We start from the raw sequence: 15,900 nt of genomic DNA on the forward strand, positions 1-15,900 counted from the left end.
CGACACCCTTGCCTTCAGCTAACAGTTCCTACTGCCAAGCCTGTAGCGGACTTTCACCGCCTAGTTATCGCCCATGCCGGGCGCATACGAACAAAACCGCAGGGGAGCTTCCCTGCGGTTTTGTCGTAGCATTCCGTTAAGCTTGGATCGTGGAATTCATTTTCTTCTTCTCGATCAATCGATTCAGCGCATCCACGTAAGCGCGGGCGCTCGCTTCCAGAATGTCCGTGCTGACGCCCCGCCCTTGAACGGAAAACTCGTTTTGGGTCAATACGACGTGCACTTCCCCTTGAGCATCCTTGCCGTGGCTGATCGACTTGATCGAATAATCGGCCAGCTTCACTTCTTCGCCGGAAACCAAATCGATCGCGTTATAAATCGCGTCCACCGAGCCGTTCCCTTCCGCTTCCTTCTCAAGCATGGCGCCGTCCGCCGTAATGACCCGTACTTTCGCAGCCGGCGTAGACTCGTTCCCGTACGAGACGAAAATCGTTTCGAGACGGAATTCCTCCGGTGTGTCGATCAGCTTCTCCTCGACGATCGCCAGCAAATCCTCGTCCGTCACTTCTTTTTTCTTGTCGGCCAACGTCTTGAATTTGGCGAAAGCTTCGTTCAAACGTTCTTCCTCCAGCGTGTACCCCATATCGATCAGCTTTTCGCGGAACGCATGGCGGCCCGAGTGTTTGCCCAGCACCAGCTTGCTTTCCTTGAGGCCGATCGTTTCCGGAGACATGATCTCGTAGGTCGTTTTCTCCTTCAGCATGCCGTCCTGATGGATGCCTGATTCATGGGCAAAAGCATTCGCCCCGACGATAGCCTTGTTCCCCGGAACAACCATCCCGGTCAAGCGGCTCACGAGCCGGCTCGTGCGGGCGATTTCCGTAAGCTCCAACGACGTTTTCGCGCCAAAGCGATCAAACCGGGTTTCCAGCGCCAGCGCCACTTCCTCCAGCGCGGTATTGCCGGCGCGTTCGCCGATCCCGTTGATCGTGCCCTCGATTTGATCGGCGCCGCCCAGGATCGCGGCCAGCGAGTTCGCCGTCGCCAGACCCAGATCGTCGTGGCAGTGCGCGCTCAGCTGGATTTTTTCGATGCCTGGCACCTTTTCTTTCAGCGTCCGGAATATATTCCCATATTCTTCGGGATACAAATACCCGACCGTATCCGGGATGTTTACCACCGAAGCGCCTTCGCGAATCGCCATCGCCGTCACTTCGCACAGGAAGTCGAGTTCTGTCCGGCCGGCGTCCTCCGCGGAAAACTCGATTTTGGAAAAGTACTTCCGGGCATACCGGATCGCTGCCTGCGCCGTTTCCAGCACCTGCTCTTTTTCCATTTTCAATTTGAATTTCCGGTGAATCGGGCTCGTGGCCAGGAACAAGTGAATGCAAGGATCCTCCGCCCCTTGCAGCGCCTCGCGGACCGCATCGATATCCCGGGTGCGCGAACGCGACAAGCCGATGACCGTCGACTTTTTCACCGCTCGCGCCACGGCGTTGACGGCGGCGAGATCTCCGGGCGAAGCTGCGGGGAATCCCGCTTCAATCCGGTCGACCCCGAGTTTTTCCAGCTGATAGGCAATCTCCAGCTTTTCGCGGGTATTTAGGTTCACCCCGGGGGACTGCTCCCCATCCCGCAACGTCGTATCGAACATGTAGATTTTACGCATTCCTATGCACCGCCTTTCCCTCGTTATCCAAGTTGACTCCGAAAAAGCCCCAATGCGGCTCACGCAAAAGCACGGCCGCATTGGATTTCATGTTAATACATATGATACGTCATTCGATTTAGACGGAATGCCGCTTATTTCTTGATCCAGTGCATCAAGCCGCGAAGCTCTCTGCCCACGACCTCGATCGGGTGGTTGGCTTCATTGCGGCGGGTAGCCGTCAAGAAAGCGCGGTTCGATTGATTTTCCAGGATAAAGTCGCGCGCGAACTTACCTTGCTGGATATCGGAAAGCACGGCTTTCATTGCTTTCTTCGTTTCTTCCGTTACGATGCGAGGTCCCGTTACATAGTCGCCGTATTCGGCAGTATTGGAAATGGAATCGCGCATGGTCGCCATGCCGCCTTCATAAATCAGGTCGACGATCAGCTTCATTTCGTGCAAGCACTCGAAATATGCCATCTCCGGCGCGTAGCCTGCTTCCGTCAGCGTTTCGAAACCGGCTTTGATCAAAGCCGTCACGCCGCCGCACAGTACGGCTTGTTCGCCGAACAGGTCGGTTTCGGTTTCTTCGCGGAACGAAGTTTCGATAACCCCGGCACGCGTACAGCCGATCCCTTTCGCATAAGCGAGTCCGATTTCTTTCGCTTTGCCCGTAGCGTCTTGATGGATCGCGATCAGGCCGGGAACCCCGAAGCCTTCCACGTAAGTCCGGCGAACCATGTGCCCCGGCGATTTAGGAGCGACAAGCAATACGTCGTTGTCCGGAGACGGAACGATTTGTCCGAAATGCACGTTAAAGCCGTGGGCGAACAACAAAGCAGCGCCTTTTTTCAAGTTAGGGGCAATTTCGCTATGATAAACCGCAGCTTGCGTTTCGTCCGGCATCAGGATTTGCACGACGTCTGCGCGTTTGGTCGCTTCCGCTACGGACAATACCTCAAAGCCATCCTCTTTCGCTTTGTTGAAGGATTTGCCTTCGCGCAGGCCGATGACCACATTCAGTCCGCTTTCACGCAAGTTTTGCGCATGGGCATGTCCTTGGCTGCCGTAACCGATAATTGCGATTATTTTCCCTTTCAATACGCTAAGTTCTGCATCTTGTTCATAGTACAAAGTAACTGCCATTTCTTGTGCCCTCCTAAAATTTGCGGGACAGTCAAGCTGTGCCCTTGATTTTTTATTATGGTTCCCTCCGCCTGATGAGCGGGTGTTTCAACGGACCGACGCCTTGAAGCAGTAAAGCAGCTCTCTGGCTTAGGCGGTCCCCTCAAACACCCGCGCATCGTCGGGCGGAGGGCAAAAGCCGCATAGTCACGGCCAACAACTAATAATAATGTGCCTGCGAGTCAACGGATTTCTAAGCGTTTCCCCGAATCATGGCGGTAACGCCGGTGCGAGATAACTCGCGAATCCCGTACGGATGAAGCAATTCGATCATCGCGTCGATCTTCTCGGTGTCGCCCACTACTTGTACGATCATGCTGTTTGGCCCGATATCGACCACAGCGGCGCGGAACGTTTCGACGACGCCCATGATTTCGGGACGTTCGCCCGGTTCGGATTTAACCTTGATCAAAGCGAGTTCGCGAGCGACCATCGGTCTGGAGCTCAAGTTGACCACTTTGATGACATCGATCAGCTTATACAGCTGCTTTTCGATTTGTTCCAGCGTTTTATCGTCGCCTTGGGTCACAATGACCATCCGGGAGAGTCCTTCCTCCTCGGATTGACCCACGGTAATGCTCTCGATATTAAAGCCGCGCCGGCCGAATAGGCCGGCAACGCGCTGCAGGACGCCTGGCTGGTCGTTCACTAATACGGAAATGGCATGGTTCATCATCATTCACTGTCCCCCATCAACATTTGATCAATGGTAGAACCCTGGGTAACCATCGGATATACGTTTTCCTCTTTGCTGACCACGAATTCCACCAGAACCGGTCCCGGCGTGTCAAGCGCTTCTTGCCATGCGCGTCTGGCTTCTTCCTTATTCGCGGCCCGCAGGCCTTTCACGCCGTACGCTTCGGCCAGCTTGACGAAATCCGGGCTGCCTTCGAGATTGATATGGCTGTAACGGTTATCGTAAATCAATTCCTGCCATTGGCGGACCATGCCCAGTACCTGGTTGTTAATGACGACAACCTTGACCGGAATATTATTGATCGCGCAGATCGCCAGCTCCTGGGCGCACATCTGCATGCCGCCGTCGCCGTTGATCGAAATGACCAGCCGTTCCGGGAACGCCATTTGCGCGCCGATCGCCGACGGGAACCCGAAGCCCATCGTACCGAGGCCACCGGAGGTGATCCACGATCTCGGCTGGTTGAACTTGTAGTATTGCGCCGTCCACATTTGATGCTGGCCCACGTCCGTCGTTACGATCGCCTCGCCGTTCGTGGTGTCGTTCAGCAGTTCGATCACCCATTGCGGTTTCAGCACGGTATCGGAATCTTTGTATCTAAGCGGTTTATCGTTCTTGGATTGCCGGATCTGTTCTCTCCAGGCATCCGCTTTGTCCGCGCGGGCCACCAGCGGATTCAGCATTTCCAGCACGGTTTTTACGTCGCCGACGATCGGGATGTCGGCATGCACGTTTTTGCCGATTTCGGCTGGATCGATATCGATGTGTACGATTTTGGCCTTCGGCGCAAAACCGTCCAGCTTGCCGGTTACCCGGTCGTCGAACCGCGCCCCGATGTTGATCAGCAGGTCGGCCTGCTGGATCGATTGGTTGGCCGTATACGTTCCGTGCATGCCCGGCATGCCCATCCATAGCTCATGGCCGCTCGGGAAAGCGCCCAGTCCCAGCAAGGTCGTCGTAATCGGAATTTCCGTCTTGTTCACGAATTCGAACAGCTGTTCATGTCCGCCGGAGTACACGACCCCGCCGCCGGCCAGAATGACCGGGCGCTCGGCTTCCTTGATCGCCGCCGCCAGCTTGTCGAGCTGCAGCCGATTCGGAACGACCGTCGGGTTATACCCGCGCAGATTGATTGTTTGGACCGGTTCGAACAGCGCTTTGTTCGCCGAAACGTCTTTCGGAATGTCAATCAAGACCGGACCCTTGCGTCCGGTGTTCGCAATGTGGAATGCCTCATGGATAACCCGCGGCAGATCTTCTACGTGTCTGACGAGATAGCTGTGTTTGGTAATCGGCATCGTGATCCCGGTAATATCCGCTTCCTGAAAAGCATCGGTGCCGATCAGGCTGGAGACGACGTTCCCGGTGATCACCACGAGCGGAACGGAGTCCATAAACGCGGTAGCGATGCCCGTTACCGTGTTAGTTGCTCCCGGACCGGAGGTGGCGATGCACACGCCGACTTTGCCGGTGGCTCTGGCGTAACCGTCCGCCGCATGGATGGCGCCCTGCTCATGTCTGGTCAGCAGGTGATGGAAATCGGTGAAGCCGTACAACGCGTCGTAAATGTACAACACCGCGCCGCCCGGATAACCGAAGACACACTCGACACCTTCCAAAAGCAAACTGCGAAGCAATATATCCGAACCCGTAATGACTTCCGGTTTCATCCATTTCTCACGTAATTGTTCTGTAGACCGCACTTCTGGAATTTGCGCGCTCATCAGTCATCCTCCTTTTCATAAGTTGTTCAAAAAGTCATCTTTAGAAGATATAAGAAAGTATAACCTTTCGGCACCAGCTTCCTTATATCGCAAGAAAAACTACCGCTAAAAGGCGGTCTGGCTTCTGTACAGATACATCGATCAAGGTTTTCTTATCACGAAGCAACTCATGAAGTAAATTCGACATCGATTCTTGAATTCAGCCCGGCCTTCCGCTGCTCACGTAGCCTCCAGCTACGCTCCGCTACTCAGCCCTAGCTTCATCCAACCTTCTCGGTGCTCAAAACCTAACTTTTTGAACTTTGATTGTAATGTTCTTCAAACCCTCGATAAAAGCACATTGAAAATAAAAAAACCTTCCGCCCGCCAGAACAGTTTCCTGCTCTGAGGGACGAAAGGTTTGATCCTCCGTGGTACCACCCATTTTTACCCGGCACTTCGCAGTGCCAAGCCTTGACGAGTATAGGCGTGAAACCGCCCTACCCGTGGTCCGTAACGCGGACCTGACGATTCTCCCTAATAGGCCTTGTCGCAAGCACCACCGCGGAATGGCTTGCAGCTTTTCAGGAAAACAGCTCCGAGGTGAGCTCGCATTCAAGGGATTTTGGTGGTGGTCTCAGCATATCCATCCACTCTCTGAGCAAAGAGCCCTTAAACCTTCGTCCTCATCATCGCCGATACATGATATGGTCTTAAAATGTTTAGGAACATTATATGATTACTTTCCACATCGAGTCAATACCCTAATGAATTAAAGTTTTCGAACGGAACGCTTCTCCCCCCTACACTCATATGATAAAAGATAGTGCCCAAATTTATGCACAGCAAGGAGGAGAAAAAGCGTATGATCCGATATAGAAGGCCTAAACAGGACGATCCCGTCATTTACGACTTGATCCGCAAAGAGCTCGTCCCTTTCTCCCATATGCCTCCCCACGAAATCGAAACCGTCTTCAAGGAGCTGCCGCAAAGGCTGTCACGAGGCATTTCTTTGGTCGCTTCGCCATATTACGAAGCCGATCCGATAGCGTTTATCCATTTCCTCGTCCACGGCGATTTGTTATATATCGACATGATGGCGGTCGCGGCGGCGCATCAGCGCCAACGCCACGGCAAAACGCTCATGGCCCAGGCGGAAAATTTCGCTGCTTCGCGCGGGTGCAAACGCGCAAAAGTAATGGTGGACCGGGATAATACCCGAGCCCACCTGTTCTACCGCAAATTGGGATACCGGACACTGCGATACGTCCAGTTGTCTCAATGCTATGAGCTGGAAAAAAAGCTGCCAAGCCGCAGCTAAGCCGGTTTACCAGAAATACGGGTATGGATAACCGCCGCCGTAGGGTCCGCCGCCATACGGAACACCGCCGTACGGTACGCCGCCGCCAAAGGCGTACGGAGCCGTCCCGATGGCCAAAAGATCGAACAAAACGAGCGGAATGATCGCTTTCGTTTTGACTTTTTTCCCGGATCCTTGCCGAACGATCAAGCGGTTGCCGCTGATTTTGACCAGCTTGCCCGTCACTACGGTACCGTCTTTTTTATACGCCACGATCGACTTGCCCAGCCATTTCTCGGCTTCTTTTCTCGTAACCGTTCTGCCCATCACTTACTCCTCCTGTCAGGTTAGATCGTATAGCCGTGGAAACTGCTCTGGCCGAACCGTTTAAATCGGCTATTTTGTGTTCAACCTAACATATTCGCGCACGTCCGCCCCCGCTTGCGCCATCGCCTTCCCCGGCAAAAAACGGGCTTATTCCAACCATAGCGGGCAGCGATTGATACACTTCCCCACTCCGATTCTCTGCTCCCGCCAGTTCCAAAAGCAGTATGCCATAACGTAAAAAAAAAGGATGCTGCGTGATTTGCAGCATCCTTTCGTATTTGACCGATTACCGTTTCCCCGGATCATATGGCGTGCCTAGCGCAGCCGGCGCCGAAGAACGGCCCACCGCGCCGACGAGCACAATGATCGTCAGGACGTACGGAATCATGAAAATAAACTCCTGCGGTATACTTCTCGACCACTCGAACAACTGCACGTAGTTACGAATCGCCTGCGAGAAGCCGAAGAAGACCGCGGCCCCGAATGCGCCGAGCGGATTCCATTTACCGAAGATCATCGCCGCGATGGCGATAAAACCCTGACCGGAGATGGTGTTATGGGCAAACGTACTGGTTGTCGTCAGCGTAATGGTCGCGCCGCCGATGCCGCCGAGCGCGCCGCTGAGCAGCACCCCGATGTAGCGCATCTTCGTCACGTTAACCCCCAGGGTGTCGGCCGCGCTCGGATGTTCGCCGACGGAACGCAAACGCAAGCCAAACGGCGTTTTAAAGAGCACGTAGTAGATGACGCCAACGAGAATCAACGCCAAATATGTGGTCGGATACGAGTTGAAGAAACCCTCGCCGATGACCGGAATGTCGCGCAGAACCGGAATCGGGACTTTATGAAATACTTTTACCAACGGCGTTTCGGCAGCTCCCTCGAACAGCAGCTTAACGATATATACGGTTAAGCCGGCCGCCAGGAAGTTGATCACGATACCGCTGATCGTCTGATCCGCCTTGAACGTAATGGTCGCAATCGCATGGATGAGCGCCCCCAGCGCCCCCACGATAATGGCCGCCAGCACGCCGATCCAAGGAGCGAGGCCTCCCATGCCCGCCTCTTGGGCGTAATAGGTCCCTACCCCGGCGGCAAAAGCGCCGAAGATCATCAACCCTTCGAGACCGATGTTGACCACGCCGGAACGCTCCGAGAAAATTCCGCCAAGCGCCGTGAAAATCAGCGCCGTCGAGAAGACAAGGGTGGAATTGAGCAATTGACCAAGCAGTGTAAGTACATCCATCTTACATCACCTTCTCTTTCTTGCGCTTCAGGTAGAAAGGCTTCAGCACGAGTCTTACGATGCCCTGAGCGGCAATGAAGAATATGATCGAACCGATCACGATCTTGATCAGCTCCGGAGGAACCCCGGCGCTAAAGCTCATCCCGGCCGAGCCGTACGTCAACACGCCGTAGAGGATTGCCCCGAGAACGACGCCAAACGGATGGTTCATGCCCAACAGAGCCACGGCGATGCCGTCAAAGCCGTATCCGGGGGACGCGGCAAACACGGATTGGTAATGGAACACGCCCAGCACCTCGAAGGTACCGGCCAAGCCGGCAAACACGCCGCTGATGAACATCGCTTTGACGACGTTTCGGCCCACGTTCATCCCGGCATATTCGGCCGCATTCGGATTCAAACCGACCGAACGCATTTCATAACCCTGTTTCGTTTTCCACAAGTAAATAAAGAAAAACGCCGCTGCCAGGAGGGCAATAACCGTCCCCCAGTGAATCCGCGCATTATTAAACACGTCGTTCAAAAACGTCATGGCCGCCGAAGCTTCGATATTCTCCGAACGGTTTTGCCCTTTCAGCAAGAAAAAATTGCGGATGACGTAGTTCGATAAATAGAGCGCCGTCCAGTTTAGCATAATCGTCGTTATGACTTCGTTGATGCCCCGTTTCGCCTTCAGGTAACCCGCGATCGCCGCCCACAGGCCTCCGCCGATCCCGCCGGCAATCACCGCCAAGGGAACCAGGATGGCGGACGGCAATCCCGAAAAGGACAAGGATACCGCCGTCGCGGCCGTCATACCGATCAGGACCTGTCCGTCCGCGCCGATGTTAAACATCCCGGAACGGAACGCAAACGCAACCGCCAACCCCGTAAGAATGAGCGGCGTGATTTGGCGAATCGTTTCGCCGAAGTCGTACGGATTGCCCACAACCCGTTGAATCAACGCTCCGTAGGCTACAAAAGGATTATATCCGCCAAACAGCATGACCACCGCTCCGACGATTAAGCCGAGCAGAATTGCGACGAGCGGAAGTATCAAGCTGTCCATCGTAAATATTTTGCGCAATTTATCCAACGCTTTGACCTCCCCGCTCCAAGCTTCCCGCCATCATTAGGCCAAGCTCCTGATCGTTGGTTTCCTGCGGAAGCACTTCGCCGACGATCCGTCCCTCGTAAATGACGGCAATCCGGTCGGACACGTTCATGATTTCGTCCAGCTCGAAGGAGATTAGCAGCACGGCTTTCCCTTGGTCGCGCTGCTCGATCAACTGCTTATGGACGAACTCGATCGCCCCGACGTCCAACCCCCGCGTCGGCTGGGCCGCGATCAACAGATCGGGGTTTTTGTCTATTTCCCGAGCAATAATCGCCTTTTGCTGGTTGCCCCCCGACAATGATCGAGCCTTCGTTTCCACGCTTGGCGTACGGACATCGAACGCCTCGACCAATTGCTTGGCATGCTCGTCGATCGCCCGGTGATTCAGCAAGCCTCCCTTGCTGTAGGGCGCTTGGTAATACGTCTCCAGTACCATGTTTTCGCTGACGGAGAAGTCGAGTACCAGACCGTGTTTGTGACGGTCCTCGGGGATATGGGACACCCCGCTTTCGATGATCTTCCGCGCAGGCAAATTCGCAATATCCTTGCCGGACAACTGGATCGAGCCGGAGTCGATTTTCCGCAGTCCGGTAATCGCTTCGATCAATTCGCTTTGGCCGTTGCCGTCGACCCCGGCGATGCCGACGATTTCGCCGGCCTTTACTTCCAGGTTCAGCCCGTTCAGAGCATGTATTCCATGCTTGTCCTTGACTTTCACTTGGCTGAGCCGAAGCACGGGTTGTCCGATTTGCGGATCTTTTTTGTCCACCTTGAAGGATACGCCGCGACCGACCATTTTTTCGGCCAGTTCCTGCGGATTGGTCTTGTCCGTATCCACGGTATCGATCACTTTGCCGCGCCGGATAATCGTCACGCGGTCGGAAATTTCCATGATTTCCTTCAGTTTATGGGTAATTAGAATAATGGACTTGCCTTCCGCCACGAGCCGTCTCATGATCGCCATCAATTCTTCGATTTCCTGAGGCGTAAGCACGGCGGTAGGTTCGTCAAATATAAGAATATCCGCGCCGCGGAACAGGATCTTCATAATTTCCACCCGTTGCTGCATCCCGACGGAAATATCTTGGATTTTGGCATTCGGGTCGACCTGGAGACCGTATTGCTCTGACAGTTTCGCCACTTGGGCGGACGCCGATTTATAGTCGATATTAAGTCCCTTTTTCGGTTCCATGCCAAGAATAATATTCTCGGTGACCGTAAAAGGCTGTACGAGCTTGAAATGTTGGTGAACCATGCCAATGCCCAGTTTGATCGCTTTATTGGGATTGTCGATCGTCACCGGACTGCCATTCATCTCAATCGAACCTTCATCCGGTTGATAAAGACCAAACAAAATATTCATCAACGTCGATTTACCCGCACCGTTCTCCCCGAGAAGAGCATGAATCTCGCCCTTGCGCAGGTTTAGGCTGATGGAGTCGTTCGCGACAACACCGGGAAAACGTTTTGTGATTTGCTTCAACTCAACTACGGGAGCCGCAGCGCTCATGAAACCACCCTCACCATTATGGGATTAACGCAAGCAACAAGGCCAGTTAATCCACTGGCCTTGCCTGCTTGAAAAACTCTATTCCACTTTCGGTACAGACGTCGCGTCCGCGTTGGTATTACTCAGCAGGAACCGTAACTTCTCCGCTGACGATTTTTTGTTTGTACTCTTCGACTTTGTCCAGAATTTCCTGGCTCAGGTTCGGATTTTCTTCCGGCAAACCAACGCCGTCTTCTTTCAGCGTCAGGTTGGTAACTTGACCGCCTTTAAACGTACCGTCGATCACTTGTTGCGTTACGTTCTTAACCGCAACGTCGACGCGCTTCATCATCGAGGTCAACGTAACTTCGTCGCCGAATTCGATCGATTGGTCTTTGTCGACGCCGATAACCCACAATTTGTTTGCGCCGCCTGCTTGATTGCGGGCAGCCGCTTCGTTGAATACGCCGTTGCCGGTTTGACCTGCAGCCGGGAAAATAATGTCCGCGCCATCATTATATAATTGAGTTGCCAAAGACTTGCCGATATCCGGTTTGTCATAAGCGCCTGCATAAGTAATCGTTACTTTCGCATCCGGGTTAACCGCTGCCACACCGGCTTGGAAACCAACTTCAAAACGTTTGATAACCGGGCTTTCGGCACCGCCGATGAAGCCGACTTTGTTCGTTTTGGTCGTCAGGCCCGCTACTACGCCGACCAGGAAGGAACCTTCGTTTTCGGCAAACGTAACGGATTCTACGTTTGGAGCATCGACGACGTTGTCGATAATCGCGAGCTTCGCGTTCGGGTTCGCGTCGGCCACTTGTTTCGTCGCATCGCCGAGGTCAAAACCGATCGACCAAGTCAAATCGTAGCCGTCCTGCACGAATTGGTTCAGGTTCGGAACGTAGTCCGAGCTGCTGCTGGACTGCAGGTACTTGTGCTGAATGCCCTGTTCTTTGTTCAAAGCTTCGAGCGCTTCCCATGCGGATTGGTTGAAGGATTTGTCGTTGACGCCGCCTACGTCGGTTACGAGACCGATTTTAAACTTCGATGCATCGGTTGCCGTGTCGCCGCCGTTGCCCGCTTGCGTATTGTCGGCAGTATTGCCGGCGTTACCGGTATTGGCTGTTCCGCCGTTGTTCGCTGCATTGTTGTTGCCGCATCCCGCCAAAATCAATGTAAATGCGAGCACCAGGAGTAAAGATAGTTTGAAGGCTTTGTTCATTACAGTTTAATCCCCCTTAGAATTTTGTGCGCCTGTCTAAGATTTTCCACACAGACCGATTATACCTGCAAAATAGGCTAAAATCCATACTTTTAATAACCTTAGGTTAAATAATTTTCGTGTTTATTCAAAATAAAACGCTTACTTTCGACAAATTTGCCATCCAATGTTCGTTTCATGTGAAGTAACGCCTGAGTTGCCTCTGATTTCCGAACATTCCTCCAAAGGACACTTGGAAACATTAACGTTTTTCACGGGTATGGCGAAAAGGTTAAGCATAGGTCCGGCCTTATCTATATCCTTCCTCATTTTCTAAAGATCCATGCCTGCCCGCGAAATTTTGTCGTGTGGCCCGACGTCGGGCGAGCTTTGCCGGTCTGCGCTTCGGGCGTTTTTTTCCACGATGTGCCAGACCTTCCCCAAAAAAAGCGCCGCCCCGGTCGTCTTAACCGGAGACAGCGCTTGATCCAATCAAATTAAGCGTTGATTTTTTCTTTGGCTACGGCAGCCAAGGAATTAAATGCATTAAGATCGTTGACCGCGAGGTCAGCCAGCATTTTGCGGTTGATGTTCACTTCAGCCAATTTCAGGCCATGCATCAATTTGCTGTAGGACAAACCGTTCATGCGAGCCGCTGCGTTAATACGCACGATCCACAATTTGCGGAAGTCGCGTTTTTTCGTGCGACGATCGCGGTATGCGTAAAGCAAGGATTTCATCACTTGCTCGTTAGCGGTTTTGAAAATGCGGTGCTTCGAACCAAAATAACCTTTAGCCAGTTTCAATACTTTTTTATGACGACGACGAACGACGAATCCGCCTTTTACTCTTGCCATTTAAAAAACCTCCCAAAAAGTTGTGTTTAAGTGTTCCTCTTACTTCAAGTTTGCCAGTTGCTGCTTCATGCGGCTAACGTCACCTGCGTAAGCAACAGGGCTGTTGGCCAAAACACGTTTTGCCCGTTTCGACTTATGGGACAGCAAGTGATTACGGTTCGCTTTGTAACGTCTTACTTTACCGGATCCGGTAATTTTGAAGCGGCCTTTCAGGCTGCTGTGGGTTTTCATTTTAGGCATTGTACTTCCCCCTCAAAGTTTATGAGCGCTGCTTCCATTCAGAGGCATCCCGCAAGCGGAACGATCATATATAGAAGCAAACGCTTAGTTTTTCGGTGCCAAAATCATGATCATGCTGCGTCCTTCCAGCTTCGGAAGGCGTTCGATGGTAGAGATTTCCGCGACCTCTTCTTTGACGCGGTCGAGAATTTTCTTCCCGATGTCGGCATGGGTAATTTCCCGTCCGCGGAAGCGGACCGAGCATTTTACCTTGTCGCCCTCTTTCAAAAATTTGATCACATTGCGAAGCTTCGTCTGGTAGTCGTGTTCCTCGATGTTCGCACGGAACCATACTTCCTTGATGTCCACAATCTTCTGATTCTTGCGGGCTTCCTTCTCTTTCTTCTGCTGTTCGTAGCGGAACTTGCCATAGTCCATAATCCGGCAAACCGGCGGCTTGGCAGTCGGCGCAACGTTCACCAGATCCAGGTTCAGGTCGATCGCCATTTGCAGTGCTTCACGCAGCGGCGTAATGCCGATTTGCTCGCCTTCGGCGCCCACCAAACGGACCTCTTTCGCACGAATCTCATCATTGATCAAATGTTCCTTACTGATAATTCTCCACCTCCAAATGGTCTTAAGTAATGACTATGACCCATACTCGCGCACATAAAAGGGATGCAGGTCTTCACCCGCATCCCAAATTGATCGTCAATTCTTCATGAACATACCATTCACAAATCAACGGATCAAAACCAGCCAACACGATACGTCGGTCAGGTGAGAAGCCGGGGCCTCTGCTTGCAATCCAAATTTCTTCTTGCAACCTCAAATACTATATCACACGCTCATTCGCCAAGTCAAGATCGGCTACAAAAAATGTTGAGTCGACTGCGCCGGATTGCCGGGCGGGGATAAGGTGAAGGCCCCCCACGAAAATAGAGGACATTTTTACCCTTATTTAGCCGTAATCGCCCCTATCGGGTAAAATAGAGACATTTTATGGCCTTATTTTGTGCCAAACCGCCTTTTGGGCGCCTTCGGCCGAAAATAAAGGAATTAAATTCCTCTATTCAGCCGTAAATCCGGAACCCAGACCGAATAAGGCCATTTTTTACCGCTATTTGGCCAATAGGCTCATGAATTTGCGTTGAGCACACGCAGGGCCCGGCTGAATTCAACATTCGACGTCGAGCCCGCTTCGTTAGCTATTGCTTCGTGATCAAAAGATGGCCATTTGAGTTTCCTCTTCAGCCTTGTTTGCTTTGGACTTCTTCTAGGCGTACCACCCGCGTATGCTGCGTATGGCTCCACTGCTTGTTGTTTTGCGTGAAGAAGGCGTAGAACGTGATCGGCCACCACGAGATCAAGTAAATCGGAAAAAGAAACAAATAAGCGTACACCTTCTTGGAGGTAACCTTCTCGAGCACCATGGCCATCAGGAAAATAAAGACGTTGGCGACGATCGCCACGTACGAGATCCACATCGGCAGGTAGCCGTAAAGCGTGTTGATATGCGGCCCGTTCAGCATGGACTGGTCAACCCAGATGAACGCCGTCAACAGGAACGTCACCAGCACGACGTACACGTTGGCCCCGTAAAGCGCCATGTCCAGCTTGACCATGTTGCGCTCCTTGATGCTCTTCCACAGCAGCGGGAAGAAATAACGGCGGGCTACGGTGAAGTGGCCTTGCATCCAGCGCAAGCGTTGACGCGCAGACGCCTTGAACGTGAGCGGCTTCTCGTCGAACAGCTTCGCGTCATAGTTAAAGACCGGATACACCCCGCGTTCCACGCAGCGCATCGTGAACTCCAGGTCCTCGACCAAGCTTGTCGCGCCCCAGCCGATTTCTTTCAGTAGCTCGGTTTCAAAACACATCCCCGTACCGCCGAGAAAATTCGCCATTTTCAAATTGGTGCGGGACAACTGCCACAATCGGTTGCAATACCAGTAAGAGATCCCGTAAGAAGCGGTGATCCAGGAATCCTCCGGATTCTTCGTATCGATATATCCTTGAATGACGCGGGCGCCGGAGCACAAATCGTTATTCATCTCCCGCAGAAAATCCGGATGCGCCAGGTTGTCCGCGTCGAACATCACGACGGCGTCGTATTGGCGAGGCATCTTCCACAGCTGCTTCAGCATCCATTCGATCGCGTAGCCTTTCCCGCGCAAATTCGGATTGCTCCGCACGCAAGCGTTCATGCCGTGGCTGCGAACGATGCTCGCCGTATTGTCCGTGCAATTATCGCAAATAACAAAAACGTCGTACAGCTCTTCCGGATAATTCAACTGCTTCAAATTCTCCATCAAAGCCCCGACCACTTTTTCCTCGTTATGCGCCGCGACCAGCACCGCAAAAGATTTGCTCGGAGCGAATTGCTCCTTATGTTTCTTCCTGTACATGCCGAATAAAGCCAAGCCGAATTGATACACCCCTATCACTGCAAGCACGACCTGCAGCGAGATCAAGATGACGTCCAACATGATATCTTGCCCCCTTTTAACCCCTTTAGTTTTGTGTGTTCTCTTTTCTCTTTTTCTTTCGGAGTTTTCTTGTGTATGACCCTTTTTCGTTTCTTTTGTTACGTTTCCGACCCTTTTTTAGTTTCACAGCCATCAATCAATACGATCACTAACCACATGATCCTCACACCAAAAGTAAACCATTACGATTTTCCATGACTTTGCCACATTTGTCAAAACGACTATACCCTCACCATGGCTCAAATACTACCGAAGTCGGTCTATTTTCGCATAGTGCACCGCCGCATCCTGCCTTTCAGGTGCGGTTACATCTTATTTTCATCATTTTAGGCATTTTTTATTTCCTTTTTCATCTTTTTTCGTAACTGACAGCCAACAAAACTTACACTACATTTACACAGACGAAAATTCCCGGCGAAAAGTTTACAGTTCTGC

14 protein-coding genes are annotated in these 15,900 nt (G+C 52.5%); 1 reads left to right on the top strand and 13 read right to left on the bottom strand.

The window, feature by feature from the left end; genetic code table 11:
• Nucleotides 1-136: 136 nt before the first annotated feature.
• The 4 genes from ACQ4N8_RS15720 to ilvB form a co-directional block, all read right to left on the bottom strand.
• Nucleotides 137-1,669, bottom strand: a complete 1,533-nt coding sequence (locus tag ACQ4N8_RS15720; protein WP_430705305.1) for a 2-isopropylmalate synthase — start codon at nt 1,667-1,669, stop codon at nt 137-139.
• Between the two features lie 134 nt (nt 1,670-1,803).
• Nucleotides 1,804-2,796, bottom strand: a complete 993-nt coding sequence (ilvC, locus tag ACQ4N8_RS15725; protein WP_430705306.1) for a ketol-acid reductoisomerase — start codon at nt 2,794-2,796, stop codon at nt 1,804-1,806.
• Between the two features lie 232 nt (nt 2,797-3,028).
• Nucleotides 3,029-3,511, bottom strand: coding sequence for an acetolactate synthase small subunit (gene ilvN, locus ACQ4N8_RS15730; protein ID WP_430705373.1), 483 nt, complete (start codon nt 3,509-3,511; stop codon nt 3,029-3,031).
• A complete protein-coding gene (gene ilvB, locus ACQ4N8_RS15735; RefSeq protein ID WP_430705307.1) occupies nt 3,511-5,256 on the bottom strand; it encodes a biosynthetic-type acetolactate synthase large subunit in 1,746 nt (581 codons plus the stop codon). The genes ilvN and ilvB overlap by 1 nt, the downstream gene beginning before the upstream one ends.
• Before the next feature lie 844 nt (nt 5,257-6,100).
• Between ilvB and ACQ4N8_RS15740 the strand changes: the two genes are divergently transcribed.
• Nucleotides 6,101-6,556, top strand: a complete 456-nt coding sequence (locus tag ACQ4N8_RS15740) for a GNAT family N-acetyltransferase (protein ID WP_430705308.1) — start codon at nt 6,101-6,103, stop codon at nt 6,554-6,556.
• Between the two features lie 6 nt (nt 6,557-6,562).
• On the opposite strand, the gene ACQ4N8_RS15745 is transcribed toward ACQ4N8_RS15740, so the two are convergent.
• The 9 genes from ACQ4N8_RS15745 to ACQ4N8_RS15785 form a co-directional block, all read right to left on the bottom strand.
• Nucleotides 6,563-6,862: a hypothetical protein gene (locus ACQ4N8_RS15745; RefSeq protein ID WP_430705310.1), complete on the bottom strand. Its 300-nt coding sequence runs from the start codon at nt 6,860-6,862 to the stop codon at nt 6,563-6,565.
• 286 nt (nt 6,863-7,148) lie between these two features.
• Nucleotides 7,149-8,108: an ABC transporter permease gene (locus ACQ4N8_RS15750; protein WP_430705311.1), complete on the bottom strand. Its 960-nt coding sequence runs from the start codon at nt 8,106-8,108 to the stop codon at nt 7,149-7,151.
• A gap of 1 nt (nt 8,109) precedes the next feature.
• A complete protein-coding gene (locus ACQ4N8_RS15755; RefSeq protein ID WP_430705312.1) occupies nt 8,110-9,183 on the bottom strand; it encodes an ABC transporter permease in 1,074 nt (357 codons plus the stop codon).
• Complete coding sequence (locus ACQ4N8_RS15760; RefSeq protein ID WP_430705313.1) at nt 9,176-10,714, bottom strand: ABC transporter ATP-binding protein; 1,539 nt, start codon at nt 10,712-10,714, stop codon at nt 9,176-9,178. Before ACQ4N8_RS15760 ends, ACQ4N8_RS15755 begins: the two co-directional genes overlap by 8 nt.
• Nucleotides 10,715-10,832: 118 nt before the next feature.
• Entirely contained in the window at nt 10,833-11,921 is a 1,089-nt protein-coding gene (locus ACQ4N8_RS15765; protein ID WP_430705314.1) for a BMP family lipoprotein, read from the bottom strand.
• A 476-nt stretch (nt 11,922-12,397) separates the two neighbouring features.
• Nucleotides 12,398-12,757, bottom strand: a complete 360-nt coding sequence (gene rplT, locus ACQ4N8_RS15770; protein ID WP_036624933.1) for a 50S ribosomal protein L20 — start codon at nt 12,755-12,757, stop codon at nt 12,398-12,400.
• Between the two features lie 39 nt (nt 12,758-12,796).
• Nucleotides 12,797-12,997: a 50S ribosomal protein L35 gene (gene rpmI / locus ACQ4N8_RS15775; RefSeq protein WP_059046389.1), complete on the bottom strand. Its 201-nt coding sequence runs from the start codon at nt 12,995-12,997 to the stop codon at nt 12,797-12,799.
• A gap of 84 nt (nt 12,998-13,081) precedes the next feature.
• Nucleotides 13,082-13,576: a translation initiation factor IF-3 gene (infC, locus tag ACQ4N8_RS15780; RefSeq protein ID WP_155607533.1), complete on the bottom strand. Its 495-nt coding sequence runs from the start codon at nt 13,574-13,576 to the stop codon at nt 13,082-13,084.
• A 650-nt stretch (nt 13,577-14,226) separates the two neighbouring features.
• Nucleotides 14,227-15,465, bottom strand: coding sequence for a glycosyltransferase family 2 protein (locus ACQ4N8_RS15785; RefSeq protein ID WP_430705315.1), 1,239 nt, complete (start codon nt 15,463-15,465; stop codon nt 14,227-14,229).
• Between the last annotated feature and the right edge of the window lie 435 nt (nt 15,466-15,900).

The sequence above is a fragment of the Paenibacillus macerans genome (genome assembly GCF_050565405.1).
GTDB classification, from domain to species: domain Bacteria; phylum Bacillota; class Bacilli; order Paenibacillales; family Paenibacillaceae; genus Fontibacillus; species Fontibacillus macerans_B.

What these genes read in the sequence shown, in the direction of transcription:
- ACQ4N8_RS15720 (WP_430705305.1), bottom strand. Translation starts at nt 1,669, where the DNA reads ATGCGTAAAATCTACATGTTCGATACGACGTTGCGGGATGGGGAGCAG.
- ilvC (WP_430705306.1), bottom strand. Translation starts at nt 2,796, where the DNA reads ATGGCAGTTACTTTGTACTATGAACAAGATGCAGAACTTAGCGTATTG.
- ilvN (WP_430705373.1), bottom strand. Translation starts at nt 3,511, where the DNA reads ATGATGAACCATGCCATTTCCGTATTAGTGAACGACCAGCCAGGCGTC.
- ilvB (WP_430705307.1), bottom strand. Translation starts at nt 5,256, where the DNA reads ATGAGCGCGCAAATTCCAGAAGTGCGGTCTACAGAACAATTACGTGAG.
- ACQ4N8_RS15740 (WP_430705308.1), top strand. Translation starts at nt 6,101, where the DNA reads ATGATCCGATATAGAAGGCCTAAACAGGACGATCCCGTCATTTACGAC.
- ACQ4N8_RS15745 (WP_430705310.1), bottom strand. Translation starts at nt 6,862, where the DNA reads ATGGGCAGAACGGTTACGAGAAAAGAAGCCGAGAAATGGCTGGGCAAG.
- ACQ4N8_RS15750 (WP_430705311.1), bottom strand. Translation starts at nt 8,108, where the DNA reads ATGGATGTACTTACACTGCTTGGTCAATTGCTCAATTCCACCCTTGTC.
- ACQ4N8_RS15760 (WP_430705313.1), bottom strand. Translation starts at nt 10,714, where the DNA reads ATGAGCGCTGCGGCTCCCGTAGTTGAGTTGAAGCAAATCACAAAACGT.
- ACQ4N8_RS15765 (WP_430705314.1), bottom strand. Translation starts at nt 11,921, where the DNA reads ATGAACAAAGCCTTCAAACTATCTTTACTCCTGGTGCTCGCATTTACA.
- rplT (WP_036624933.1), bottom strand. Translation starts at nt 12,757, where the DNA reads ATGGCAAGAGTAAAAGGCGGATTCGTCGTTCGTCGTCGTCATAAAAAA.
- rpmI (WP_059046389.1), bottom strand. Translation starts at nt 12,997, where the DNA reads ATGCCTAAAATGAAAACCCACAGCAGCCTGAAAGGCCGCTTCAAAATT.
- ACQ4N8_RS15785 (WP_430705315.1), bottom strand. Translation starts at nt 15,465, where the DNA reads ATGTTGGACGTCATCTTGATCTCGCTGCAGGTCGTGCTTGCAGTGATA.